The 25,979-nt window shown below is 49.2% G+C and carries 19 protein-coding genes and 1 pseudogene; 10 read left to right on the top strand and 10 right to left on the bottom strand.

Features of this window, described 5'->3' with window-relative positions:
* Positions 1-26: 26 nt before the first annotated feature.
* Both ftsZ and lpxC read left to right on the top strand, forming a co-directional pair.
* Positions 27-1,207 (top strand): annotated as a pseudogene (gene ftsZ, locus G5S52_RS11155) (cell division protein FtsZ).
* A 120-nt stretch (positions 1,208-1,327) separates the two neighbouring features.
* Complete coding sequence (gene lpxC, locus G5S52_RS11150) at positions 1,328-2,245, top strand: UDP-3-O-acyl-N-acetylglucosamine deacetylase (RefSeq protein WP_039849731.1); 918 nt, start codon at positions 1,328-1,330, stop codon at positions 2,243-2,245.
* Between the two features lie 63 nt (positions 2,246-2,308).
* Here the strand turns inward: lpxC and G5S52_RS11145 are convergent, their stop codons facing one another.
* Positions 2,309-2,773 carry a DUF721 domain-containing protein gene (locus G5S52_RS11145; protein WP_165013567.1) on the bottom strand — a complete coding sequence of 155 codons (465 nt, stop codon included), beginning with the start codon at positions 2,771-2,773 and terminating at the stop codon, positions 2,309-2,311.
* 429 nt (positions 2,774-3,202) lie between these two features.
* Between G5S52_RS11145 and secA the strand changes: the two genes are divergently transcribed.
* Positions 3,203-5,929, top strand: coding sequence for a preprotein translocase subunit SecA (gene secA / locus G5S52_RS11140; protein ID WP_165013565.1), 2,727 nt, complete (start codon positions 3,203-3,205; stop codon positions 5,927-5,929).
* Positions 5,930-5,989: 60 nt separating this feature from the next.
* The gene (gene mutT, locus G5S52_RS11135) at positions 5,990-6,394 is read left to right on the top strand and encodes an 8-oxo-dGTP diphosphatase MutT (protein ID WP_165013563.1); all 405 of its coding nucleotides are present in this window, start codon (positions 5,990-5,992) and stop codon (positions 6,392-6,394) included.
* A 97-nt stretch (positions 6,395-6,491) separates the two neighbouring features.
* On the opposite strand, the gene yacG is transcribed toward mutT, so the two are convergent.
* The 8 genes from yacG to nadC all read right to left on the bottom strand — a co-directional run bounded on the left by yacG (position 6,492) and on the right by nadC (position 13,751).
* Entirely contained in the window at positions 6,492-6,689 is a 198-nt protein-coding gene (gene yacG, locus G5S52_RS11130; RefSeq protein ID WP_165013561.1) for a DNA gyrase inhibitor YacG, read from the bottom strand.
* Positions 6,690-6,703: 14 nt separating this feature from the next.
* The gene (gene zapD, locus G5S52_RS11125) at positions 6,704-7,444 is read right to left on the bottom strand and encodes a cell division protein ZapD (protein ID WP_165013559.1); all 741 of its coding nucleotides are present in this window, start codon (positions 7,442-7,444) and stop codon (positions 6,704-6,706) included.
* 12 nt (positions 7,445-7,456) lie between these two features.
* On the bottom strand, positions 7,457-8,056 hold the full coding sequence (gene coaE, locus G5S52_RS11120; RefSeq protein ID WP_165013557.1) for a dephospho-CoA kinase: 600 nt from the start codon (positions 8,054-8,056) through the stop codon (positions 7,457-7,459).
* 3 nt (positions 8,057-8,059) lie between these two features.
* The gene (locus tag G5S52_RS11115) at positions 8,060-8,929 is read right to left on the bottom strand and encodes a prepilin peptidase (protein ID WP_165013555.1); all 870 of its coding nucleotides are present in this window, start codon (positions 8,927-8,929) and stop codon (positions 8,060-8,062) included.
* A 159-nt stretch (positions 8,930-9,088) separates the two neighbouring features.
* Entirely contained in the window at positions 9,089-10,309 is a 1,221-nt protein-coding gene (locus G5S52_RS11110) for a type II secretion system F family protein (protein ID WP_165013553.1), read from the bottom strand.
* A gap of 11 nt (positions 10,310-10,320) precedes the next feature.
* On the bottom strand, positions 10,321-12,018 hold the full coding sequence (gene pilB / locus G5S52_RS11105) for a type IV-A pilus assembly ATPase PilB (protein WP_165013551.1): 1,698 nt from the start codon (positions 12,016-12,018) through the stop codon (positions 10,321-10,323).
* Between the two features lie 179 nt (positions 12,019-12,197).
* Positions 12,198-12,623, bottom strand: coding sequence for a prepilin-type N-terminal cleavage/methylation domain-containing protein (locus tag G5S52_RS11100; protein ID WP_205743865.1), 426 nt, complete (start codon positions 12,621-12,623; stop codon positions 12,198-12,200).
* A gap of 222 nt (positions 12,624-12,845) precedes the next feature.
* Positions 12,846-13,751: a carboxylating nicotinate-nucleotide diphosphorylase gene (gene nadC, locus G5S52_RS11095; protein ID WP_165013547.1), complete on the bottom strand. Its 906-nt coding sequence runs from the start codon at positions 13,749-13,751 to the stop codon at positions 12,846-12,848.
* A gap of 206 nt (positions 13,752-13,957) precedes the next feature.
* On the opposite strand from nadC, the gene ampD reads away from it, so the two are divergent.
* The 6 genes from ampD (at position 13,958) to G5S52_RS11065 (ending at position 23,962) form a co-directional block, all read left to right on the top strand.
* Positions 13,958-14,500, top strand: coding sequence for a 1,6-anhydro-N-acetylmuramyl-L-alanine amidase AmpD (gene ampD, locus G5S52_RS11090; RefSeq protein ID WP_165013545.1), 543 nt, complete (start codon positions 13,958-13,960; stop codon positions 14,498-14,500).
* Between the two features lie 309 nt (positions 14,501-14,809).
* A complete protein-coding gene (gene pdhR / locus G5S52_RS11085; protein WP_002537403.1) occupies positions 14,810-15,583 on the top strand; it encodes a pyruvate dehydrogenase complex transcriptional repressor PdhR in 774 nt (257 codons plus the stop codon).
* Between the two features lie 97 nt (positions 15,584-15,680).
* Positions 15,681-18,347 carry a pyruvate dehydrogenase (acetyl-transferring), homodimeric type gene (gene aceE, locus G5S52_RS11080; protein ID WP_046305030.1) on the top strand — a complete coding sequence of 889 codons (2,667 nt, stop codon included), beginning with the start codon at positions 15,681-15,683 and terminating at the stop codon, positions 18,345-18,347.
* Positions 18,348-18,361: 14 nt separating this feature from the next.
* Entirely contained in the window at positions 18,362-20,302 is a 1,941-nt protein-coding gene (aceF, locus tag G5S52_RS11075; RefSeq protein ID WP_165013543.1) for a pyruvate dehydrogenase complex dihydrolipoyllysine-residue acetyltransferase, read from the top strand.
* 209 nt (positions 20,303-20,511) lie between these two features.
* Positions 20,512-21,942 carry a dihydrolipoyl dehydrogenase gene (lpdA, locus tag G5S52_RS11070; RefSeq protein WP_002537408.1) on the top strand — a complete coding sequence of 477 codons (1,431 nt, stop codon included), beginning with the start codon at positions 20,512-20,514 and terminating at the stop codon, positions 21,940-21,942.
* Between the two features lie 358 nt (positions 21,943-22,300).
* A complete protein-coding gene (locus G5S52_RS11065; RefSeq protein ID WP_235956188.1) occupies positions 22,301-23,962 on the top strand; it encodes a methyl-accepting chemotaxis protein in 1,662 nt (553 codons plus the stop codon).
* A gap of 57 nt (positions 23,963-24,019) precedes the next feature.
* On the opposite strand, the gene G5S52_RS11060 is transcribed toward G5S52_RS11065, so the two are convergent.
* Positions 24,020-25,933 (bottom strand): methyl-accepting chemotaxis protein, encoded by a 1,914-nt coding sequence (locus G5S52_RS11060; RefSeq protein WP_165013540.1) that lies wholly within the window; start codon positions 25,931-25,933, stop codon positions 24,020-24,022.
* Between the last annotated feature and the right edge of the window lie 46 nt (positions 25,934-25,979).

The raw sequence follows: 25,979 nt of genomic DNA, 5'->3' as shown, positions 1-25,979 counted from the left end.
GCGAACAGGAAAGACGGAGAGAACACATGTTTGAACCGATGATGGAAATGTCCAACGATGCAGTAATTAAAGTCGTTGGTGTTGGCGGCGGCGGTGGTAATGCAGTCGAGCACATGGTGCGTGAGTCAATTGAAGGGGTGGAGTTCATCACTGTCAATACTGATGCACAGGCTCTGCGCAAGACAGCGGTAAGCACCGTTATCCAAATTGGTGGCGATATCACAAAAGGTCTGGGTGCGGGTGCAAACCCACAGGTAGGCCGTGAATCTGCAATGGAAGATCGCGAAGCGATTAAAGCTGAGCTCGAAGGTGCCGATATGGTATTTATCGCAGCAGGCATGGGCGGTGGTACCGGTACCGGTGCAGCTCCTGTGATTGCTGAGGTAGCGAAAGAGCTGGGCATTTTGACCGTAGCGGTAGTGACGAAACCATTCAGCTTCGAAGGTAAGAAGCGTATGGCGTTTGCAGAACAGGGTATCGAAGAGCTTTCCAAGCACGTCGATTCTCTGATCACTATCCCGAACGAGAAGTTGCTGAAAGTTCTGGGTCGCGGTATCACTTTGCTGGATGCCTTTGCGAAAGCAAATGATGTATTGCGTAACGCAGTACAGGGCATCGCAGAGCTGATCACCCGTCCTGGCCTTATCAACGTCGACTTTGCGGACGTCCGCACTGTGATGTCTGAAATGGGTCATGCCATGATGGGTAGCGGCGTTGCAACCGGTGAAGACCGTGCAGAAGAAGCGGCTGAAATGGCAATTTCAAGCCCACTGCTGGAAGATATCGATCTGGCAGGCGCACGTGGTGTTCTGGTGAACATTACGGCAGGTTTTGATATGCGACTGGATGAATTTGAAACTGTGGGCAACACTGTTAAAGCGTTCGCCTCAGATAACGCCACAGTGGTTATCGGTTCGTCCATGGATCCAGAAATGAGTGACGAACTTCGCGTGACTGTGGTCGCTACAGGTATTGGTAACGAGCGTAAGCCAGACATCACTTTGGTGCCAGGCACACAGCAAAACCAGCACCGGTAGAAAATAAGGCACAACCTTTGCAAGAAACACCAAAGACGGCAACGCCTGTGCAAGGTGGACGTCCTGCAGAACCGTCTGTTCAACCACAGACTTCTAACGTTGCACCGAAGCCGAAACAGGAACAAGACTACCTAGATATCCCTGCGTTTTTACGTAAACAAGCGGATTAACAATAGGCAGTGCTTGGTTTGTATACAGCAGCATGGTATCATGCTGCCCGTTTTGCCCTAGTGTGACACTGTAATGAGTGATTTGGGGCGCAAAAACAAGTATTCAGTTGGGAATGGCAGATGATTAGACAAAGAACATTAAAAACTATTGTTCAGACGACCGGAGTTGGTTTGCACTCTGGCCGTAAGGTCACCTTGATCCTGCGCCCGGCTGCAGCGAACACAGGCGTGATTTATCGCCGTACTGATCTGAACCCACCGGTAGATTTTCCGGCGGATCCAGCGTCTGTACGCGACACTATGCTGTGTACTGCACTGGTTAATGATGATGGCGTACGTATCTCTACCGTTGAGCACCTTAATGCTGCTCTGGCTGGTATGGGTATCGATAACGTGATCATCGAAGTAGATGCACCAGAGATTCCAATCATGGACGGCAGCGCAAGCCCGTTCATTTATCTGCTGCAATCTGCGGGTATTGAAACACTTAATGCGCCAAAACGTTTTGTACGCATTAAGAAACCTGTTCGCATCGAAGACGGCGACAAGTGGGCAGAGCTGCTGCCGTATGACGGCTTCCGCCTCGACTTCGCCATCGATTTCAATCACCCGGCAATTGAAGCAGAGCAACAAAATCTGGTGTTGGACTTCTCTTCTCAGTCTTTCATCAAAGACATCAGCCGCGCACGTACCTTTGGTTTCATGCGTGATATCGAGTACCTCCAGTCGCGTAACCTGTGCCTGGGTGGTAGCTTTGATTGTGCAATCGTCCTTGATGATTACCGCATCCTGAACGAAGAAGGCCTGCGTTTTGACAATGAGTTGGTGAAACACAAAGTATTGGATGCCATTGGTGACCTGTACATGTGTGGCCACAACATCATTGGTGAAATGCGTGCTTATAAGTCAGGCCATGCACTGAATAACCAGTTGCTGCGTGCAGTACTGGCTGATCAGGAAGCATGGGAATGGGCGACATTTGAAGATGAGCAGACGCTCCCAGTGACATTCGCACAACCAGGTATGGTTCTGGCGTAAGCAAAAGAACAACGAAAAAACCGAAGCCTTGGCTTCGGTTTTTTTATGGCTGCGGGAAGGTGATTAGTCTTCTCGGTTCGACATCGCTGCGATAGCTTCAAGCCGCTTTTTGACCTTATCTGGCGCGCTTTCCGCAATAGCCTTGAGATATTCTGCGGCCATTGGACTCACTTTACGCCACTTTTTCTCCGCTTCTTTAGTCTCTTCCTTTCTGACAAGGTCAACAGCCAGCGCAGGATTTACCTTAATCTCAATCGTCATTAGAGACGGGAGTGTATCCCTTCGAAGTGCGGACATCAGGGTATGTCTGTCATAGTTGAGCCTAGTAGCCCAAGCAGAAGAGCCGCATTCCAGAATCAAAATACCATCACGGTAGTTCGCCACACGGCATTGTTTTGCCGACTGGGCTGGAAGCAAAGCCTGAACCTGCTCATTGAGCTGGGAAAGCGCCATGGCTCGTTGACGCACCTGTCCGGTCAATGAGTTTTCCAGCAGCTCCTGGGCGGCTTGTGGTCGATGGTCTCGCATTGATGTCTGTTATCCCATATTGGCTTAGTTAAAGAGTATCAATTCCCGGCTGTTCTCTCCATGTCATCCCCGCATAAACCTTGATATGACGTAATAACTTTGCACCATAACTGAACATAAACTGCACTAAAAAGGTTCTAGTCAATGAACGGGTTCTAATTTTTGTCAACGAAAGTCGATGAACCCGCATTACAGGTGGGATGAGCGATAGATATGCCTTATTATAATCAGCCTTGAAGCACCTTAGCGTGATTAACTGATTCTCAGGCCTTGAAATCTGACTCCAAAGGCACCAGATCAACGCTATAACGCATCGTTAATTCTTCCGAAAGAATTTTGGCAGAGGGATATGCTGATTGTTCTCTGCCGCACTGGATCCAGGCTTTGGCCAATACGCTAAAGCGACAAAATGAGAGAAACGGCAAAGCCATGTTATCGAAACTAATTACCAAAGTAATCGGAAGCCGCAATGACCGAACACTGCGTCGCCTTCGCAAAGTTGTAAATGAAATCAATAACCTTGAACCGCAATTTGAAGCGCTCAGCGATGAAGAGCTGAAAGCCAAAACTGCTGAATATCGCCAACGTATCGAGCAAGGTGAATCACTGGACGCTATTCTGCCGGAAGCCTTTGCTACCGTGCGTGAAGCGTCTAAGCGTGTTTACGGCATGCGTCACTTCGACGTTCAGATGATTGGCGGCATGGTACTGAACAATGGCCAAATCGCAGAGATGCGTACCGGTGAAGGTAAAACCCTTACTGCAACCTTGCCAGCTTATCTGCACGCCCTGACGGGCAAAGGCGTTCACATCGTCACGGTGAACGACTATCTGGCGAAGCGTGATGCCGAAACCAACCGTCCACTGTTTGAATTCCTGGATATGACGGTTGGCGTGAACGTGCCGAACATGCATCCGCAAGAGAAAAAACAAGCCTACCTTGCAGACATTCTTTACGGAACGAACAACGAGTTCGGTTTCGATTATCTTCGCGACAACATGGCATTCCGTGCCGAAGACCGCGTTCAGCGCTCCCGCTACTTTGCTGTAGTGGATGAGGTTGACTCCATCCTTATCGATGAAGCGCGTACCCCTCTTATTATTTCTGGCCCTGCAGAAGACAGCTCTGATATGTACACCCGTATCAACGCGCTGATCCCACAACTGGTTCGCCAGGACAAAGAAGACAGCGAAGAGTACCGTGGTGACGGCCACTTCACTGTTGACGAAAAGGGCAAGCAAGCTCACCTGACAGAAACTGGTCAGGAGTTTGTTGAAGAACTGCTGAAGAAAAATGGCCTGATGGAAGAGCACGACACCCTGTACTCTCCAGCCAATATCACTTTGCTTCACCACATCAATGCTGCATTGCGTGCACATGTACTGTTTGAGAAAGACGTTGATTACATCGTGAAAGACGATGAAGTCATCATCGTTGACGAACACACAGGTCGTACTATGCCTGGCCGTCGTTGGTCTGAAGGTCTACACCAGGCTGTTGAAGCCAAAGAAGGCGTGAAGATCCAGAACGAAAACCAAACGCTGGCATCGATCACTTTCCAGAACTTCTTCCGTCTGTATGACCGTCTGTCAGGTATGACAGGTACAGCAGATACCGAAGCGTTCGAATTCCAGTCGATTTACGGTCTGGATACTGTAGTTATTCCAACCAACAAACCAATGGTCCGTGATGATATGGCGGATCAGGTTTACATGACTGAACGCGAGAAATTCAACGCGATCATCGAAGATATCAAAGAGCGCAGCGAGAAAGGCCAGCCTTCTCTGGTGGGTACGGTGTCGATTGAAAAATCTGAGCTGCTTTCGAATGCACTGAAGAAAGCGGGTGTTAAACACTCAGTACTGAACGCAAAATTCCACGCATCAGAAGCAGATATTGTTGCTGAAGCGGGTGCACCGGGTGCAGTGACCATCGCGACCAACATGGCGGGTCGTGGTACCGATATCGTGTTGGGTGGTAGCTGGCAGACTGAAGTTGCTAAGCTGGAAAACCCATCAGAGCAACAAATTGACGATATCAAAGCGAAATGGCGTGAGCGTCATGACGCAGTGAAAGCGGCGGGTGGTCTCCACATCATTGGTACCGAGCGTCATGAATCTCGCCGTATCGATAACCAGCTACGTGGCCGTTCTGGTCGTCAGGGTGACCCAGGCTCAAGCCGTTTTTACCTGTCGATGGAAGATTCACTGATGCGTATCTTTGCTTCTGAGCGTGTGTCGAACATGATGAAGAAGCTGGGTATGGAAGAAGGCGAAGCGATTGAGCACCCATGGGTGAACAAGGCGATTGAAAACGCCCAGCGTAAAGTGGAAGGTCGTAACTTCGATATTCGTAAGCAATTGCTGGAATTCGATGACGTCGCCAACGACCAGCGTAAGGTGGTTTACGAGCTACGTGATGAGCTGATGGAAAATACCGACATCAGCGAAATGATTGAACAAAACCGTGAAGACATCGTCAATGCGGTGATTGATCAGTACATCCCGCCACAATCTCTGGAAGAGATGTGGGACATCGCAGGACTCGAAGGCCGTCTGAAAGCCGACTTCGACGTTGAACTTCCTTTGCAGCAGTGGTTGGACAACGACGATAAGTTGTATGAAGAGCAACTGCGTGAGCAGATCCTGAATAACATCGTTGATGTTTACAAATCGAAAGAAGCGGCTGTGGGTGCAGAAACCCTGCGTAACTTCGAAAAAGCGGTCATGCTGCAAACGCTGGATACGCTTTGGAAAGAGCACTTGGCGGCAATGGACCACCTGCGTCAGGGCATCCATCTGCGTGGTTATGCGCAGAAGAACCCGAAACAGGAATACAAGCGTGAATCGTTTGAACTGTTTGAAGGCCTGCTCGAGTCACTGAAATCAGACGTGATCATGACGCTGAGTAAAGTACGCGTTCAGCAGCCAGAAGAAGTGGATCGCATGGAAGAGCAGCGCCGCGCGCAGGCAGAAGCCGCAGCACGCCGCCAGCAAATGAACCATGCCGAAGCGGAAAACCAATTGGCCGACGGCGAATCACAAAGTGCTTCGTCAGAAACTGTTGTTCGTGATGGCCGTAAAGTGGGTCGTAACGAGCCTTGCCCTTGCGGTTCCGGTAAGAAATTCAAGCAGTGCCACGGTAAGATTGACTAAGCTGAGGTGCTTAAAGAAAAGGCCGCTTAGCGGCCTTTTTTATGGAAGTGAGATAATTAAATGGAAAAGAAACGACTTCATATTGCAGCAGGGATCATTTTGAACCCTGAAGCCAATGCGATTTTCATCACCCAGCGTCCAGCTAAGGCACACAAAGGCGGCTTTTGGGAATTTGCCGGTGGCAAAGTCGAAGACGGTGAATCTGCCCATGAAGCGGTGAAGCGAGAGCTTGAAGAAGAAGTGGGTATTACCGCTAAGACTATTGAGCCATTTATTTCACTGGCGCATGACTACCCCGACAAAGCGTTGGTTTTCGATTTCTTTCTTGTCAGAGAATTCGATGGCGAACCGTTTGGTAAGGAAGGGCAGCCAGGGGAGTGGGTGGCTATCAGCGAGCTAGCAAACTACACCTTCCCCGAAGCGAATGATCCGGTGCTGGATAAGATCAGAGACGCTTTGCTTTAGAGTTGAGATCTGTGAATCGAGATAAGAACAAAGCGTGAGAGACAAGATTTAGGGAGTGGATAACGCTCATCTCTCATCTCTCATCTCTCATCTCTCGTTACTGCTCTTCTGACCAGCCGTCACTGTCAGACATATCCGGTGCACCGGCAATACGCTTTTCTTCATCGGCCCATTCGCCAAGATCAATCAGTTGGCACTTCTTGCTGCAAAACGGACGAAATGGGCTGACATCGCCCCAAACCACAGGAATGCCACATTGTGGGCAATTGACGATGGTTGGCTTCTCTTGACTCACAAAAACCTCTTTAATTAACAAACTGCCAGAGATAAGGCCATCATGTCTGGAACAGGCTGACTCTCATCAAATGGCATAAAACGGATGGCAAAACGCGACTTGTGACCGGATACCAATGGGAAGGCATTGTATTCGGTAGAGACTTGAATGCGCAGTAAATTTGCCCCTTCTACATCCTGCTGATAAAACCCATTCACTACTGTGCAAGGCTGAAGGCCAGCACTACCGCGGGTCAGACGCAGCCAAAAGCTTAGCGCGTCATCCAGCGGAGCCAGAGTCTGCTTCCATTGCTCCGCATTAGATTGCTTGTGTGCCAGCGGCAGATTCAGCCAGTGGTGCAGAGACGGCAAATCAAAACTGCAGGTACCACCAGGAATGGAAAAGCGCTGGCGGATAGATGACAGAAACTTATCTTCACGAAGCTTCTGGCCAAGGCGCGAACCCTGCAGCAATGCTTGCTGGATCTGGCGGCTTTCAAGCAGCAACGCTTTTAGTTGTTCAGTATCGACATTCGGGACGTCGAGCCAAGTTTCTAGCCTGGCGCGCTGTTTCTCTAAATCCTTGGCAAGGTCGCCCTTAACCTGCACCTGCTCAAGAATCTCAACCAAGTCGAACAGGCTGCGGAAAAAGACGCGCCACTGACCGTCATCAGTCAGTGTGGAAGATTGGTTGATTTGATCGAGAAGGTACTCAAGACGCAGGTATACACGAACCTGCTCGGTAAGGGGATGCTCGTAAAGGGTGTCACTGCTCATCTTGCTTCCCGTTTATTGCGCCGCCAGAGCGAGATACTGGTGGTGCAGTGTTTCAATCTGTTCTGACAACGGTTTGCTGTCATTTTCGTTAAAGATGACATCGTCAGCGGCTTCGAGTCGCTGTTGACGAGTAGCCTGCGCGGCGAGAATATTTTTGACCTGCTCTTCTGGCACTTGGTCCCGTTGCGTGGTTCGGGCCACCTGCGTTGCTTCGCTGACATCGACAACCAGCACGCGCTGGCAAAGCGATTGAAGACCATTTTCCACCAAAAGGGGAATGACCAGCAGGCAATAGGGTGACTTGGCCTGTGCGGTTTGGGTAATCATCTCTTGTCTGATTTTGGGATGCAACAGACCATTGAGCCATTCCTTGTCTTCTGGATGAGAGAAAACGTGCCCGCGCAGTGCGCCGCGGTTCAGCGTGCCGTCGTCATTGAGCATGGAAGCACCGAACTTTTCCGCAATAGCTTTTAATCCCTCAGAGCCAGGTTCAACCACTTGTCTGGCAATCACATCGGCGTCAATCACCTCAATGCCTTTTTCCGCGAACAGGTTGGCAACCGTGGTTTTTCCACTACCAATGCCGCCTGTGACGCCTACCACGTATGCCATGAATCAGTAACCCAGATAAGAAGTTAAGTACCAGTCGATGATCTTATTGCCCCAGAGCAAACTGATCCACCCCGCAATCGCAAGATACGGTCCAAATGAGAAAGGTGTTTCTTTTCCGGTGCCTTTGACACGCATCATAATGATGCCGCCAATCGCACCAACAAACGAGGCCATCAGCACCACCATCGGCAGCGCTTGCCAGCCAAGCCAAGCGCCAAGAGCCGCTAATAGCTTAAAGTCACCATATCCCATGCCTTCCTTTCCTGTCAGGATCTTAAACAGTTGGAATACAGTCCAAAGGGAGAGATAACCTGCCATCGCACCGATAACCGCATCTTGCAGCGACACCGGGGATACGCCAACAAGCGCGAGCAAAAGACCTGCCCACATCAGAGGCAGTGTCATTTGATCTGGCAGCAGCATGGTGTCGAGGTCGATAAAGCAAAGGGCGACAAGTGTGAAAGTCGCGCCAATGACTGCTAATGACCAATACCCAGTCAAGGTGAATGCCACAAAGCCTGAAAGGACTGCTGTCAGGATTTCGATGAGGGGATAGCGAACGCTGATTTTAGTTTTGCACGAGCGGCATTTACCGCCAAGGATCAGCCAGCTCAACACAGGAATGTTGTCGATAGCGCGAACCGGCGCGCGGCAAGAAGGACAGTGAGAACGCGGCAAGCTCAGATTAAAGACATCGCTGTCTTTTGTTGCTGGCATGTCATCAGGAAAACACTCATGACATTCCAGTCGCCATTGGCTTTCCATCATTTTGGGAAAACGGTAAATCACCACGTTAAGAAAACTGCCCACGATCAGGCCAAACAGCGAGGCGAGAAAAACATACAGACCCTGGGAGTCAAAAAGCCAGTCCATCAATCAATCCTGTGTAAACGGTGGTAGGGTCTGTTGAACTTTGGTGGTTGACCATCATCAAAGGTCAACAGACCCTGGGTATGATAACGACTTGTGCCGCTTCGCTCCATGTAAAATGAAGCAGTTAGCGGCACTGTTAGTAAGTCTATTAGTTAATTATTAGATAATGCCCATTAGGTTGAACATTGGTAGGTACATTGCAACGACCAGTGAGCCTATAACCACTCCTAACGTAACAATTATCATTGGCTCGAGGATTTTTCCGAGATTGTCGACTGTGTTATCCACGTCGGCCTCGTAAATGCCAGCTACCTTGTTAAGCATGTCATCCAGTGCACCAGATTCTTCCCCAATCATCACCATCTGAGTCATCATGTCCGGGAACGCGCCAGTTTCCTTTATAGATCGATGTAGAGGACGACCTCCAGCAGTTTGCTTATGCACCTCCTCAATAACCTTTTTGTAGTGAGTATTGTTGGCCGTTTTACCTGCTGCAGATAACCCATTGAGCAAAGGAATGCCAGCACTGAAGGTGGTGGCTAGCGTCCGGGTAAAGCGTGAAATAGTGGCTTTTGTTAGTACGTCCCCAACAATAGGAATATGTAGGGTGAACTTGCTCATTTTTAGTCTGAAACTGTAACTCTTGTTGATGCAGACTTTGAATGCCGCAATAAGAACTATCGTCACCAACAGCATGTATATCCCATAGGCTTGTATGGCATCAGAAATACCTAGTACCTTCTGGGTGAACCAAGGTAATTCGGCACCAAAAGAAGTGAAAATTTCTTTGAAAGTGGGGATAACAAAAATCAACATGCCAACTGTTACCAATACTGCAATCATGCAAACGATAGTGGGATAAATCATTGCTTTGATCACTTTCGCCCTTGTTTCCTCACTTTTTTCACGATATACACAGATGCGCGCAAAGATTTGTTCCAGTCGACCAGTTTGCTCACCTGTGGCAACCAAATCGCAGTAGAATTGGTCAAACAATGGAGAGCTGGCTTTCATTGATTGCGCCAGTGAGGAGCCTGCTTCTATATGACTGTATATCTGGCCGATGATCAGCTTCATCTCCGCTTTCTTTGCGCTGGCTTTTAACAGCTTTAGTGTTTCTCCCAGCGGCACGCCTGCTTCCAGCATGGTAGCCATCTGGCGTGAGAAGAGGGTGATATCTTTAGCCGTCGCAGAGTTTCTGCGGCGAACCCAAGAGGACGGCGAACGTTTTTTAATTTTCTCCAAGCGGATGTGTTGTCCCTGGAGGGATTGCCTAGCTTCTTGCTCTGAGAATGCCAGTGTCTGGCCTTTTACTTTGGCGCCTTTGGAGGTGACGCCGCGCCACTGATAAGAGAAAAGTTTATTGGGACTGGTTGCCATGATAATTCCTTTTACAGACTGATCACGCGTTGCAGTTCTGCAAGGCTGGTGACGCCTTCATTGAGTTTTTCAATACCAGATAATTGGAGCGTTAACATGCCATTGCCCATGGCAAGGGTTTCTATGCGGGAAGCTGATGCACCGTTACCAATGGCTTCTGCCAAATCTCTGCTGACTGGCATCACTTCGTAAATACCGACGCGACCTAGATAGCCATGGTTGCAATGATCGCACCCTTCCGGTGAGGCTTGATAAACCAGCTCTGGCTTAAGTGAAGGATAGTGTTGGGTCAAGGCTGTCAGATGATGATCATCAACATCATGCGGCACTTTGCAATGTGGGCAAAGTCGACGCCCTAAGCGCTGTGCAATAATCAAGGTGAGTGAAGCAGCCAGGTTGTAGGCGGCAACACCCATGTTTGCCAAACGGGTAACGCTTTCCGCTGCTGAGTTAGTGTGGAGAGTAGACAACACCAGGTGACCGGTTTGTGCAGCCTTGATACCGATTTCTGCAGTTTCCAAATCACGGATCTCGCCGACCATCACCACATCTGGATCCTGACGTAGAAACGCGCGTAGTGCCTTAGCAAAATCCAACCCAATATCGTTGTTGATGTTGACCTGATTAATGCCGGGAAGATTGATCTCAACTGGGTCCTCGGCGGTAGAGATATTACGATCAGCGGTATTGAGATACTTCAGACCGGTATACAAAGAAACGGTCTTACCGCTTCCCGTGGGGCCTGTCATCAAGATCATCCCTTGTGGGCGATTCAGCGCATTCAGATAATCTTGTTTTTGTTGCGGGTTATAACCGAGAGAGTCGATATCCAGCGCGACACTGCCACCATCCAAAATCCGCAGCACCACCTTTTCGCCCCAGAGCGTTGGCAGAGTGGAAACCCGCATATCGATGGACTTTTCTTCGGAAAGGTTCAGCTTAATCCGTCCGTCTTGCGGGAGTCGGCGCTCTGCGATGTTCAACTTGGCGATGATTTTTAATCTGGTCGAAAGACGGCGAGAAATACCTGCTGGTGGTGTGCTGTGGGTTTGCAAAATACCGTCCAAACGGAAGCGGATTTGATAGCTTTGCTCAAAAGGTTCAAAGTGGATATCAGATGCGTGTTTTCCTATCGCGTCTAGAAGGACCTGTTGTATGAATCTGCTAACTGGCGCGTCATCAGAAAATAGGTCATTGTCATCATTAGCCCCATCAACGTTTGCTAACTCAGCGAGCTCAGAGTTGGATACATTGGATTGGTATCCCATTGAGCTTCGAGAAACACTCCTCCCATAAAGCTTTCGTATAGCGCCCATGAGTTGGTGATGGTCTGCTATGACTGGTTTGACTTTGAGATTAGTAGCAAAACTAATTTCATCATGAGTGAGAAAATCAAGTGGGTCGCTTACAGCCAATACTAGTTTGTCAGCACTCACTTCAAGAGGGAGTGCGCTCTTTGATAAGAACAGATTCTTTTGCCCTATCTTTTCGCTTGTTTGCTGGTATTCATAGCTATAAATGTCAACGATTGGTTCGTTTAGGTAGTTGCTCAAAAAAGTCGCTATTGAGTCAGCAGATAAGGTGTTTGAAGAGATAAGTAGTTCCGTGATGCTGTCGGCATCGGAATTTTGCTGCTCTAGAACTTTAGCAGCCTGTCGCTCTGATATGAGTCCTTGCTTTATTAGAATATTTAACAGGTTTGATTTCATATTATCCAACGCTGGCTAAGCCTTTTTATTAAAGTCAAACCGCTAATAAGAAAAGAATTTGTGATGAAATGGTTGATAATAAAAATGAAGGTAAATCAAAGATAATTAATTGCGAGCAAGTTCAACATAAAAAAGGATTCGCATCTTAATGAAGCGAATCCTTAGTATTAGAGTTAGCTCTAGTTTGCAGCACCTTTACAACCAGGGAGAGACAGGGCGCTCTCTTTTATATCTGTCTCACATGCCCAGATTGTGCCAGTTTGTGTGTAAGTTATCACATTGCCTTGATAACCCCCCTGAGCGATGGTGATTTTTATACCATTCACCTTGTCTGCAGTCGCATCTTCAATGGTTCCAATATTTTTGATTTCATATTTCGTGGAGTTGGTCCCATCTAAAGCTGTCACATAATCGGCAATAGAGTCCCCTTCTTCAAGAGCAACTGCAGCGCCCGACAACAGTCCTTTTAAAGATGCCAATGCAGATGTTGCTGTTGATTTATCTTTTTGTGATGTGTAAGCAGGGACAGCAATGGCGGTAATGATGCCAATAATCCCAACCACAATCAGAAGCTCAATTAAGCTAAAACCCTTTTGCTTTTTCATATCCATTACTCTCCGATTAATTTATATACGCAAATGTGCGCTTAAAGTGATTCCAAGATACGGCGGATGGAGAGGGGAAAACAGCAGATAAAATTCGGGTTTCGAGTGGTGGATTGTCTTTTCTGTAATTGACTTGTTAATCAATTACTTTAATGTGAAGCGCGAAATAAAAAAGCAGGCGTTATGCCTGCTTTTATCAATTAGTCGATTGATATTAATGAGTTACTTGAGTCTCATTGACAAGTCCATGGCACGAATATGTTTGGTCAGTGCACCGACTGAAATGTAATCCACACCGGTTTCTGCAAATTCGCGGATGGTTTCAAGGGTGACGTTGCCGGAAACCTCCAGCGCGACTCTCCCTTTATTGAGATCCACAGCTTGGCGCATCATGTCGGTGGTGAAGTTATCAAGCATCACAATGTCTGCGCCTGCATCAATCGCCTGCTGTAGCTCATCCAGCGATTCCGTTTCGACTTCAACCGGTTTGCCGGGGTTTAACTTCTTGGCCGTTTCTACGGCACCCTGAATGCCGCCGCAGGCAATGATGTGGTTTTCTTTAATCAGGTAGGCATCGTAAACACCGATGCGGTGATTAAAACCGCCGCCACAGAAAACAGCATATTTCAGCGCGTTGCGAAGTCCTGGGATGGTTTTACGGGTATCCAGCAGGCGGGTTTGGGTGCCAGCAATCTTTTCTACGTAGTGGGCAGTTTCAGTGGCGCAGCCAGAAAGTGTCTGGATAAAGTTCATCGCGTTACGTTCGCCGGTTAGTAGAGTACGGGCTGGGCCTTTCAGTTCGCAAAGCACCTGATTCGGCTCGACCTTATCACCGTCTTCTACTTTCCAGTCGATAGTGACCGTGCTGCCAAGCTGACGAAACACTTCATCAGCAAAAGCACGGCCGCAAAATACGCCCGCCTCACGGGTGATGATGGTTGCGTCACCTTGAGTGTCGGCAGCAATCAGACTGGCTGTGATGTCATTGTCCGCATTAATCTCGCCGCCCAAGTCTTCTTTCAAGGTATCGGTAACGCAGCGAACCACATCTTCTTCAAGGTGTGCTTTGAGGTAGGCGATACGGCTTTGGCTATCGTGGACGCGTGAAGTATTTGAAAGATCGGACATGGTGGTTCCATCACAGTGAATTCGGTTTAAATCAGGCTTTGCCTGAACAATGGCTGCAAGTTTACCGTCGGGATAGAAATTTTGCGAGGTAAGAGGTGAGTTCTCTGTATGTCGGTTCGTTAGAAAGTTGTGCCTGTTTTGGCGGATGACGAGTTAAAATAGTCAAAGACCTGTTTCTTGTTTGCTGTTTTTTGGGCGAGTTTTCAATGTTAACCATCACCAATCATTTGTTAGACAGCGCCACTTATGTTCCTTCACCTCACTTTAATGAGCGCCCGGTTAAAGACGATATTTCGCTATTGGTTGTACATAACATCAGCTTGCCGCCGGGGGAATTTGGAGGCAGCTATGTCGAAGATTTCTTTCAGGGAAAACTCACTTCTACAGCGCATCCCTTCTTTGATGAAATCCGAGATGTTCAGGTCTCAGCCCATTGCCTGATAAAACGTGATGGCAGGGTGGTGCAATTTGTGCCTTTCAATCAACGAGCTTGGCATGCTGGGGTGTCTTCATTTGAAGGCCGTGAGCAGTGCAATGATTTCTCGATTGGTATTGAGCTTGAAGGAACCGATGACTTGCCATACACAGAAGCACAGTACGTTTCATTAGCGGATGTATCTCGCGCCATCATGCAGCACTATCCCGCCATTACCCCTGAGCACATTACTGGCCATGAGAACATTGCACCAGGAAGAAAAACCGACCCCGGTCAGGCATTTCATTGGAAGAAGTTTAAAGCGCTCCTCTAGGTCAAAAAGTGGGGGAATGTGCGTAAAGGTGTGTTGACGATTTACTACACCACCTGAAACGACTTTGAGACTGAGCGCACAGAATTCCAACCGTGACCAAAATAATTGGTCTGACCATTACATCTCCATTGATTAATAAATGCGCGACATCTAATTGTAACTTCTATGACTTAAATCAAGTTTACGGTGGACACTAAAGCCGCATTCTGGTAACTTTTTATGTGTTTGGTAATTGGTCTTACCAATTTACAAGGCTAGGAAATGGGATAGGACGCGCAGGAACTCCGGCGCCAAATAAATAATAAAACGATGGCTATACAACGGATTCGTCAACCCAAACTATCTGACGTTATTGAGAAAGAGCTTGAAAGCCTAATTCTGGAAGGAACCCTTTCGCCTGGGCAAAAACTGCCGCCAGAGCGCGAGTTGGCGAAGCAATTTGATGTTTCCCGCCCCTCCGTCCGAGAAGCAATTCAGCGATTAGAAGCCAAAAAACTCCTTAATAGAAAACAAGGTGGTGGCACCTTTGTGAGTGAGCGCTTGTGGCAGCGTTTCTCCGAGCCTTTGATTGGCCTTCTGGCTGACCACCCTGAAAGCCAGCTTGATTTGCTGGAATCCCGTCATGCGCTGGAAGGTATCTCCTCCTATTTCGCTGCGTTACGTGGAACTGATGAAGATTTAAAGCGAGTGTGCGCGTGCCACGACAGCATTCGCGAAGCCCAGCAGCTTGGTGATTTAAAAGCCGAAGCCGCCGCCGTTATGAAATACCTGATTGCCGTTACCGAGGCATCACATAACGTGGTTCTGCTGCATATTATGCGCAGTCTGGCACCATTGCTGGAGCAAAACATTTTACAGAACTTTGAGTTACTGAACCGACGTGAAGATGTCGTCGCGAAAGTAACCAAGCACAGAGCCAACATTGTTCAGGCGATTACTGCTGGTGAGCCAGAAAAAGCCCGCCAGGCATCGCATGCACATTTGGCCTTTATCGAGGAAACCCTGCTGGATCTGGGCCGTGAGGAAAGTCGAATTGAACGCTCTCTTCGCCGGATACAGCAACGCAAGGACGAGTTGGAATAGCGGATCCCGACAGCTTTGAGGAGTTGTCAGGAACCGTTTTTTTCAGCTGCGACAACATTAGTTTTGTACGAGTCAATCAACGAAAGGATAGATCGCCATGTCTGAAGTCATGAAAAATGACGTGGACGCACTAGAGACCCAAGAGTGGCTAGCAGCTCTTGAATCAGTCGTTCGTGAAGAAGGTGTAGAACGTGCCCAGTTCCTGCTTGAGCAAGTTATGGAAAAGGCGCGCCTTGACGGTGTTGATATGCCAACTGGCATCACCACCAACTATGTGAATACCATCCCAGCAGACAAAGAGCCTGCATACCCGGGTGATGTAAACCTGGAACGTCGTATTCGTTCTATCATTCGTTGGAACGCGATCATGATCGTGTTGCGCGCATCTAAGAAAGATCTGGAACTGGGCGGCCACATGGCGTCTTTCCAATCTTCAGCTGCATTCTACGAGACCTGTTTCAACCATTTCTTCCGCGCACCTAATGAGGTGGACGGTGGTGATCTGGTTTACTACCAAGGTCACATCTCACCGGGTATCTACTCGCGTGCATTCGTTGAAGGTCGTCTGACTGAAGAGCAACTGGATAACTTCCGTCAGGAAGTAGACGGTAAAGGTATCTCTTCTTACCCACACCCTAAACTGATGCCTGAGTTCTGGCAGTTCCCAACCGTATCTATGGGTCTGGGTCCAATCTCTGCTATCTACCAAGCTCGTTTCCTGAAGTACCTGAACGGTCGTGGTCTGAAAGACACTACCAACCAGCGCGTATACGCATTCCTGGGTGATGGTGAGATGGATGAGCCAGAATCACGCGGCGCGATTTCTTTCGCAGCTCGTGAGAAGCTGGATAACCTGTGCTTCCTGATCAACTGTAACCTGCAGCGTCTGGACGGCCCAGTAATGGGTAACGGCAAGATCATCCAAGAACTGGAAGGTCTGTTCAAAGGTGCTGGCTGGAACGTGGTTAAGGTTGTTTGGGGTAGCGGTTGGGACAAACTGCTGGCGAAAGACACCACTGGTAAACTGCTGCAACTGATGAATGAAACCGTTGACGGTGACTACCAGACGTTCAAAGCAAAAGACGGTGCTTACGTTCGTAAACATTTCTTCGGCAAATACCCAGAAACTGCAGCACTGGTTGCTGACATGACTGACGAAGAGATCTTCGCGCTGAAGCGTGGTGGTCACGAGCCGTCGAAGCTGTACGCTGCATTTAAGAGCGCACAAGAAACTTCAGACCGTCCAACAGTAATCCTGGCTAAGACCGTTAAAGGTTACGGCATGGGTGAAGCGGCTGAAGGTAAGAACATTGCGCACCAGGTTAAGAAGATGGATATGACCCATGTTCTGCACCTGCGTGACCGCCTGGGTCTGCAAGACCTGCTGTCTGACGAAGACGTTGCTGCACTGCCTTACCTGAAACTGGAAGAAGGTTCAGCGGAGCACCAGTACCTGCACGCTCGTCGTCAAGCGCTGAAAGGCTACACGCCTAAGCGTCTGCCTAACTTCACTGAAGAACTGACTCTGCCACAGCTGGACGCGTTCCAACCTCTGTTGGAAGAGCAGAAGCGTGACATCTCTACCACCATGGCTTTCGTACGTGCACTGAATGTGCTGCTGAAAGACAAAGGCGTGGGTAAAAACATCGTTCCAATTATTGCGGACGAAGCGCGTACCTTTGGTATGGAAGGTCTGTTCCGTCAAATCGGTATCTACAACCCGCACGGCCAGAACTACACCCCACAAGACCGTGACATCGTTTCTTACTACAAAGAAGCGACCTCAGGTCAGGTACTGCAAGAAGGTATCAACGAACTGGGTGCAATGTCTTCATGGGTTGCTGCGGCAACGTCATACAGCACCAACGATCTGCCAATGATCCCGTTCTACATCTACTACTCAATGTTCGGCTTCCAACGTGTTGGCGACATGGCGTGGATGGCTGGCGACCAACAAGCACGTGGTTTCCTGCTGGGTGCAACTGCAGGTCGTACAACGCTGAACGGTGAAGGTCTTCAGCACGAAGATGGTCACTCTCACATCATGGCGGGTACGGTACCTAACTGTATCTCTTACGACCCAACTTTCGCTTACGAAGTTGCAGTGATCATGCAAGATGGTATCCGTCGCATGTACGGTCCAGAGCAAGAGAACGTGTTCTACTACCTGACGCTGATGAACGAAAACTACGCGCAGCCAGCAATGCCAGAAGGCGCTGAAGAAGGTATCCGTAAGGGTATCTACAAGCTGGAAGCTTATGCGGGTGACAAAGCGAAAGTTCAGCTGATGGGCTCTGGCACCATTCTGAACGAAGTACGTGCAGCGGCTGACATCCTGAGCAAAGATTACGGCATCGCATCTGACGTATTCAGCGTGACGTCTTTCAACGAACTGGCACGTGATGGCCAGGCGTGTGATCGTCAGAACATGCTGAACCCAATGGCAGACGCGCAAGTCCCATACATTGCACAAGTGATGGGTACTGAGCCTGCTATCGTTGCGACTGACTACATGAAGAACTACGCGGACCAAGTTCGTGCGTTCATTCCTGCTGAGTCTTACCGCGTGCTGGGTACTGATGGCTTCGGTCGTTCAGACAGCCGTGAGAACCTGCGTCGTCACTTCGAAGTTAACGCTGGCTACGTAGTCGTTGCTGCGCTGACTGAACTGGCGAAGCGTGGTGACATCGAGAAATCAGTGGTTGTTGAAGCCATTGAGAAGTTCGGTATCGACACTCAGAAAGTGAACCCACTGTACGCGTAAGAGGCATATATCAAATGGCAATCGAAATTAACGTACCAGACATCGGTGCCGATGAGGTTGAAGTTACTGAGATCCTCGTTAGCGTTGGTGACAAAGTTGAAGAAGAGCAGTCGCTGATCACCGTTGAAGGTGACAAGGCGTCGATGGAAGTACCTGCATCACAGGCCGGTGTGGTTAAAGAAATCAAAATCGCGGAAGGCGACAAGGTTTCTACCGGTTCTCTGATCATGATTTTCGAAGAGGCAGGCTCCCCTGCCGAGGGTGCAGCTGAAGCTGCACCTGCTCCTGCAGCAGAAGCCGCTCCAGCAGCGGCACCTGCTCCAGCAGCAGCGGCTGAACTGAAAGAAGTTCACGTACCAGATATCGGTGGCGACGAAGTAGAAGTCACTGAAATCATGGTAGCGGTTGGCGACAGCATTGAAGAAGAGCAATCTCTGATCACTGTTGAAGGCGACAAAGCATCAATGGAAGTACCAGCTCCTTTCGCTGGTGTTCTGAAAGAAATCAAAGTGGCAGCGGGTGACAAAGTGTCTACCGGCTCTCTGATCATGATTTTCGAGACTGCAGGTTCAGGCGCAGCACCAGTTGCCGCGGCTCCAGCAGCAGAAGCTCCTGCAGCTGCACCAGTAGCCGGCGCATCGATGGCTGCCAGCGTTAAAGAAGTTCACGTACCAGATATCGGTGGTGACGAAGTCGAAGTGACCGAAATCATGGTAGCAATCGGCGACAGCATCGAAGAAGAGCAGTCACTGATCACTGTTGAAGGTGACAAGGCTTCTATGGAAGTTCCTGCACCATTCGCAGGCGTACTGAAAGAAATCAAAGTAGCAGCAGGCGACAAAGTGTCTACTGGCTCGCTGATCATGGTGTTTGAAGTGGCCGGCACTCCGGTGGCAGGTGCTGCACCTGCAGCAGCGGCGGCACCAGCAGCATCTGCTCCTGCAGCGGCTCCAGCTCCTGCGGCGGCACCTGCAGCAGCTTCTGCGCCAGCAGCAACTGGCGACTTCCAGGAAAACAACGAGTACGCTCACGCGTCTCCAGTTGTTCGTCGCCTGGCTCGTGAGTTTGGCGTTAACCTGTCGAAAGTGAAAGGTACTGGCCGTAAGAGCCGTATCCTGAAAGAAGACGTTCAGAACTATGTGAAAGAAGCGCTCAAGCGTCTTGAATCTGGTGCGGCGGCTTCTGCTTCTGGTAAGGGTGACGGCGCAGCATTGGGTCTTCTGCCTTGGCCGAAAGTTGATTTCAGCAAGTTCGGTGAAACTGAGGTTCAACCTCTTTCTCGCATCAAGAAGATTTCTGGCGCGAACCTGCACCGTAACTGGGTAATGATCCCTCACGTGACTCAGTGGGACAACGCTGACATCACTGAGCTGGAAGCATTCCGTAAAGAACAAAATGCTATCGAAGCGAAGAAAGACACTGGCATGAAGATCACCCCACTGGTGTTCATCATGAAAGCTGTTGCGAAAGCGCTGGAAGCATTCCCAACGTTCAACTCTTCGCTGTCTGAAGACGGTGAGAGCCTGATCCTGAAGAAATTCGTTAACGTTGGTATCGCAGTAGACACGCCAAATGGCCTTGTTGTTCCTGTCTTCAAAGATGTGAACAAGAAAGGTATCTATGAGCTGTCTTCTGAGCTGATGGAAGTATCGAAGAAAGCACGTGCTGGCAAGCTGACTGCAGCTGACATGCAAGGTGGCTGTTTCACTATTTCCAGCCTGGGTGGCATCGGTGGTACTGCATTCACGCCAATCGTGAATGCACCTGAAGTTGCAATCCTGGGTGTGTCTAAGTCAGAAATGAAACCTGTATGGAACGGCAAAGAATTTGCGCCTCGCCTGCAGCTGCCATTGTCTCTATCGTATGATCACCGAGTGATCGATGGTGCAGACGGTGCACGTTTCATTACTTACCTGAACGAGTGTCTGTCAGACATTCGCCGTCTGGTACTGTAAGGCAACACTCCCCCGATCAGCGTTCGTCTGCATATGGCGAACGCTGATTTGATGTACAGCTCACAGGCTATGGGTTTTTATTTTTCAGCTTTTTAACAGGGCTGTAAACTGTCAGGCCAAATGCGAGGCTAGATGTACCGCGCAGTGAAACAAATGGTCCAAGATAATAAAACTCTTAGTCAGGGATATAAGACTACAACGAGGTCAGAATGAGTAAAGAAATCAAAGCCCAAGTCGTCGTACTGGGTTCGGGTCCTGCAGGTTATTCAGCGGCGTTTCGCTGTGCAGACCTGGGTCTGGACACCGTTCTGGTAGAAAAATACAGCACGCTGGGTGGTGTGTGTCTGAACGTGGGTTGTATCCCATCGAAAGCACTGCTGCACGTAGCGAAAGTTATCGAAGAAGCAAAAGCGATGGCTGATCACGGTGTTGTATTTGGTGAACCAACTACAGACATCAGCAAAATCCGCGTATGGAAAGAGAAAGTTGTTAACCAACTGACTGGCGGTCTTGGCGGCATGGCTAAGATGCGTAAAGTGAACGTGGTTAATGGCTACGGTAAATTTACCGGTCCTAACACCATCGTGGTTGAAGGTGCAGATGGCGCGACCACTGTTAACTTCGACAACGCAATCATCGCTGCGGGTTCTCGCCCAATCGAACTGCCATTTATCCCGCATGAAGATCCACGCATCTGGGACTCTACCGATGCACTGGAACTGAAAGAAGTTCCTGAGAAAATGCTGGTTATGGGTGGCGGTATCATCGGTCTGGAGATGGGTACTGTTTATCACTCACTGGGTTCTCAAATCGACGTGGTTGAGATGTTCGACCAAGTTATCCCAGCAGCAGATAAAGACATTGTTAAAGTCTTCACCAAGCGCATCAGCAAGAAGTTCAACCTGATGCTGGAAACCAAAGTGACTGCGGTTGAAGCGAAGGAAGACGGCATCTATGTAACGATGGAAGGCAAGAAAGCACCTGCTGAGCCGACTCGTTACGATGCAGTACTGGTTGCTATCGGCCGTGTACCTAACGGTAAGCTGCTGGACGCTGAGAAATCAGGCGTTGAAGTTGATGAGCGTGGTTTCATCAACGTTGACAAGCAAATGCGTACTAACGTACCGCACATCTACGCGATCGGTGACATCGTAGGTCAGCCAATGCTGGCTCACAAAGGTGTTCATGAAGGTCACGTAGCGGCTGAAGTTATCGCTGGTAAGAAGCACTACTTCGACCCGAAAGTGATTCCATCCATTGCGTACACTGAGCCAGAAGTGGCTTGGGTTGGTCTGACTGAGAAAGAAGCGAAAGCACAAGGCATCAACTACGAAGTTGCTACCTTCCCATGGGCTGCATCTGGCCGTGCAATCGCGTCTGACTGCTCAGACGGTATGACGAAGATGATCTTCGACAAAGACACTCACCGTGTTATCGGTGGTGCGATTGTTGGTACCAACGGTGGCGAACTGCTAGGCGAAATCGGTCTGGCTATCGAGATGGGTTGTGATGCAGAAGACATCGCACTGACCATCCACGCTCACCCGACTCTGCATGAGTCTGTTGGTCTGGCAGCAGAAGTGTTTGAAGGCACGATTACTGACCTTCCAAATGCGAAAGCGGTGAAGAAGAAAAAATAATTTCTGATTCCAGAATTGAAAAGCGTCTCTTAGGAGGCGCTTTTTTATTTCTGCTGTTCAATAAATTAGGCTTGGTGTTAGCGTTACTTTACACGCGTAAGGACTTGATATAACGGCTTTTTGAACCAGTCTTAAAATTTTTAAACGGTCAGCGTATTTTTATTTCGATTAGGTCAAAGAAGTGTTTGATAATGTTTCGGAATAATTGAAAAACGCATAATATTGCGGACATTGATCGTGTGTTTGTCTGATTTAGCGTAAGCCTATTTGGTTCCCCTTTTTGACAGCGTGTGTGCTCATCGCCACTTTTCTGTCAGCCCTACCTTTTTGCTTTTTCAACAATACCCATCGATCGTTTATGCAGTTTGAGGTTCCCATGTTTGCGTTTAGCCAACTTTCGTTTAAGACCAAGCTTTTTATACCGCTTGCGTTTGTTAGCACCATTTTTACTGGCGTCTTAGTGGCGTCTTATCAGACTTTTGAAAGACAAATTACGCTCAACGAAGAGCTTAATGAGCAGCTTCAGCCCACATTCACTGATATTGAAGATGCTTACCGAGACCTCTATCAGTCGTTGGGAAGTTTGGAAGGCTTACTGGCGCGAGGAGTATCACCAGCAACGATTGAAGTGCAGCAATTCGAGTTTTTTGACAATGCACCGAAAGCGGTACAGCGTATGAAATCCTTTCAATCTTTGATTGATACGGGCATTGTCGATAGATCTCTTCAGGCTGATCTAAACCGACTCACTCAGAAGACGGATCGTTGGCTTGATGCTTTGGAAGTGATTATTAACGAGCCTTCCATCGCGAAAGCTCGATATGCTGAGCAACATAAGGCTCTCTCCGATGATTTTGCCGATATTCGAGGTGATATCAAGATCCTTGAGAAAGCGATTGAGGCTGCGACTAAACGAGTTTCCGGCGAAATCGCTGAGTCCACGATTAGCGCGGAGCGCTTGATTGTTGGTGGCACGTTCGCTGCGCTTATTCTGGCACTGGTTGGCGGGATAGTGCTGTCCCGAATGCTGATGAAGCCAATCAATGAAATGTTGGAAGCACTGAGAAACATTGCTTCAGGAGATGGCGATCTAACGCAGCGACTGTCAGTGCAATCACAGGATGAAATTGGACAACTTGGCAACGCATTCAACGAATTTGTCAGCAAGATACAAACCAGTATCAAGCAGGTTGTTGATGCCTCTCATGATGTCCGTGCTCAAACAGAGCAGATCGAAACGGCGATGCGAAGCAGTGTGACGCAAACAGAAAGTCAGCAACGTGAAAGCGACATGATCGCTGCTGCGGTACAGGAAATGAGTGCCAGTAGCTTCCAGATCAGCGAAAACGCTTCGGAAGCAGCAGAAGCAACTCATACTGCTACGCAGGAAGTGGGCGCAGCGCAGGATAGCCTTGCGAGCACTGTGAGCGCTATGGCATCGCTTCGTGAGCGTATTGAGCAGTCACAATCGACTATTGGTACTCTTAACAATGATGTCGACAGCATTGCGTCAATCATCGACGTGATTCGTGGCATCGCAGAACAAACCAACTTACTGGCATTGAATGCGGCGATTGAAGCGGCGCGTGCGGGTGAGCAGGGTCGAGGTTTTGCCGTTGTTGCCGATGAAGTGCGCGTGCTGGCGAACAAGACTCAGCAAAGTACGGAAGAGATCCGTGAAATGATTGAGCGCCTTGAAACCGGCACCAAGAATGCCGTGGTAGCTATGGATGAAAGTAGCGAAGCGAGCCAGAAGACCGTCGCTCAAATCCAGCAAACCTCGGAATACCTGGATGCAGTGTCAACCATGATTGTCACCATCAATGACCAGAACAGTCAGGTCGCAGCAGCGTCTTCTCAGCAAAAGACAGTATCGGAAGACATTAACCGCAACATTCACGGTATCGTGGAAAATGGAAAGCAAGTGCACGATAACCTGGAAGAAGTGGAAGGTGTGTGCCTGAATCTGGCGGAAAGAAGCCGACAACTCGACAGCGTGGTTGGCGCTTTCAGAGTCTAAGCGTTCACGCACAAAAAACGCCGCAATTGCGGCGTTTTTTGTTTTTGTTGGCAACGTTTAAAGTTTAAAGCGTTTTACCAGTTCGTCGAGTGTATGCGAAAGTTCCCGCAACTCATCGCTGGCACGAGCCATGTTCTCAGCCGTATCTGCGGTTTGCTGAGTAGTTTCGTTAATGTCTTCGATGTTGCGGTTGATGTCAGCAACGACGGTCGACTGTTCTTCCGTCGCTGTTGCGACTTGAGTGTTGATGTCTGAAATCAGTAGGATTTGCTCGTTGATTTGCATCAGTGCTGAAGAGGCATTCTGTGAGGCATCCGCACCCTGGAAGGTCAGTTGTTGACTGCTCTCCATCGCTTCGACAGCAGATTGCGCTTCTTTCTGCAGATCATCGATCATGGTCTGGATTTCATTGGTGGATTCCGCGGTTCGGCTGGCAAGGCTTCTCACTTCATCAGCAACCACCGCAAAGCCGCGCCCTTGTTCGCCAGCACGTGCCGCTTCAATCGCTGCATTCAGCGCCAGTAAATTGGTTTGTTCTGAAACACCACGAATCACTTCCAGAATCCCGCCGATTTGCTGAGTGTTTCCTGCCAGTTTGCGGATCACCTCTGCCATGTTGTCCATGTCAGTGGCGAGCTGCTGAATACTGTCTTGCGCCGACATGACGACGCTTTGACCCGTCGCCGTTTCATTCGCCGCATTGTTGGCTGAATCCGCCGCATGGGCAGCATTGGCCGCGATTTCGTTTACCGTCGCGCCCATTTCATTGATGGCAGTAACAACCAACATGGTACGGTCACGCTGACTTTGACTCTGATTCTGGGTCATTTGCGCTTGCTCAGCCACGACAGAAGCCGAGTTGTTCAGTGACTGGCTGGTGGCTGCAACATCACCCACCACTTGATGGATTTTGCTGACGAAACCATTAAAGCCCTGTGCAAGTTGACCGATTTCGTCGTTGCCTTTGACTTCAAGACGTTGGCGGAGGTCGCCTTCGCCTTCACCGATATCACGGAAAACTTTCGCCAAATCGGAGATAGGACGGGTGATAGTCGATGCAAGGAACACTGCAGCAACGGCAATCAGCGCACACACCAAGACGGACAGCAGGATAATTTGCTGGGCAGTACTGGTGAGCTCATCGTAAACCTCATCGGTAGGCACTTCCGCCACGACAAACCAGTCAAGAGAAGGGATGTAGCTCGAGGCCAACAGAACATCACGCTCATTGGTTGAGGCTTCAATCAGGTTAAAGTCACGTTGAATTAACAGGTCGCGAACATTTTCCTGATACATCTGCGCGATGTTACTGTTGCCCATGTGGGCACTGTCGCGGTGCAATTGCACACGACCATCGCGAGAAACCATAAACACAAAACCGCTTTGCTCAACTTTGAACTGGTTCAAAAAGCTGACCATTTTATCCATCGAGCGGGACAGACCAGCCAATAGGGGGCCGTTAAGCTGTTGGTAGTTTACAAACAGCTTCAGGTCGCCGTTATCTTCCCGGTATACGCTGGTGGTGCGTGCTTTGCCGCTGCTGACCAGTTTAAAGAACCAGGAACTGTCTTCTGGTTTCAGCTGGCGTAGAAAGCCGTCCTGGTTCCAGTAGTCACCGTTTGCACGATTGGCGACAGAAGCATCCGTTAACTGGTATTGTTGTTTAAGTGACTGAAGGGTGTCGACGATATCTGATTTCGCGCGAGGGTCTCCCGCAGCCTGAACGGCGGTTGCCATCATTGGCATGCTGGCCAGTTGCTCTGCGGCGGCTTTCAGTTGGGTGACACTTTGCTCCACTTCTTCACGGATATTGGTGAGAAGTAGCGGCAGCTCATTGTCGAGCAGACGCGCCTCTACCATATCGTGGGCTTTGGTGAGACTCAGGAAACTGACGAGGGTGGTGGATGCGATAACCGCTGAGAACATCGCGAAAATGAGTTTCTGTTTTATAGTTAACCGCGTGAAATTCATACTTTTCTCCGTGGTGCCGATATGAGCTCGGCGTTATGTGTCGCTT

It is taken from the genome of Grimontia sedimenti (assembly GCF_011045095.1).
In the GTDB taxonomy this organism is placed as follows: domain Bacteria; phylum Pseudomonadota; class Gammaproteobacteria; order Enterobacterales; family Vibrionaceae; genus Enterovibrio; species Enterovibrio sedimenti.
This window is presented reverse-complemented; position numbering and strand designations above follow the sequence as displayed.

Bases quoted from the DNA above. Each gene is read 5' to 3' on its own strand.
- lpxC (WP_039849731.1), top strand. From the start codon at position 1,328: ATGATTAGACAAAGAACATTAAAAACTATTGTTCAGACGACCGGAGTT.
- G5S52_RS11145 (WP_165013567.1), bottom strand. From the start codon at position 2,773: ATGCGAGACCATCGACCACAAGCCGCCCAGGAGCTGCTGGAAAACTCA.
- secA (WP_165013565.1), top strand. From the start codon at position 3,203: ATGTTATCGAAACTAATTACCAAAGTAATCGGAAGCCGCAATGACCGA.
- mutT (WP_165013563.1), top strand. From the start codon at position 5,990: ATGGAAAAGAAACGACTTCATATTGCAGCAGGGATCATTTTGAACCCT.
- zapD (WP_165013559.1), bottom strand. From the start codon at position 7,444: ATGAGCAGTGACACCCTTTACGAGCATCCCCTTACCGAGCAGGTTCGT.
- coaE (WP_165013557.1), bottom strand. From the start codon at position 8,056: ATGGCATACGTGGTAGGCGTCACAGGCGGCATTGGTAGTGGAAAAACC.
- G5S52_RS11115 (WP_165013555.1), bottom strand. From the start codon at position 8,929: ATGGACTGGCTTTTTGACTCCCAGGGTCTGTATGTTTTTCTCGCCTCG.
- G5S52_RS11110 (WP_165013553.1), bottom strand. From the start codon at position 10,309: ATGGCAACCAGTCCCAATAAACTTTTCTCTTATCAGTGGCGCGGCGTC.
- pilB (WP_165013551.1), bottom strand. From the start codon at position 12,018: ATGAAATCAAACCTGTTAAATATTCTAATAAAGCAAGGACTCATATCA.
- G5S52_RS11100 (WP_205743865.1), bottom strand. From the start codon at position 12,623: ATGAAAAAGCAAAAGGGTTTTAGCTTAATTGAGCTTCTGATTGTGGTT.
- nadC (WP_165013547.1), bottom strand. From the start codon at position 13,751: ATGTCCGATCTTTCAAATACTTCACGCGTCCACGATAGCCAAAGCCGT.
- ampD (WP_165013545.1), top strand. From the start codon at position 13,958: ATGTTAACCATCACCAATCATTTGTTAGACAGCGCCACTTATGTTCCT.
- pdhR (WP_002537403.1), top strand. From the start codon at position 14,810: ATGGCTATACAACGGATTCGTCAACCCAAACTATCTGACGTTATTGAG.
- aceE (WP_046305030.1), top strand. From the start codon at position 15,681: ATGTCTGAAGTCATGAAAAATGACGTGGACGCACTAGAGACCCAAGAG.
- aceF (WP_165013543.1), top strand. From the start codon at position 18,362: ATGGCAATCGAAATTAACGTACCAGACATCGGTGCCGATGAGGTTGAA.
- lpdA (WP_002537408.1), top strand. From the start codon at position 20,512: ATGAGTAAAGAAATCAAAGCCCAAGTCGTCGTACTGGGTTCGGGTCCT.
- G5S52_RS11065 (WP_235956188.1), top strand. From the start codon at position 22,301: ATGCAGTTTGAGGTTCCCATGTTTGCGTTTAGCCAACTTTCGTTTAAG.
- G5S52_RS11060 (WP_165013540.1), bottom strand. From the start codon at position 25,933: ATGAATTTCACGCGGTTAACTATAAAACAGAAACTCATTTTCGCGATG.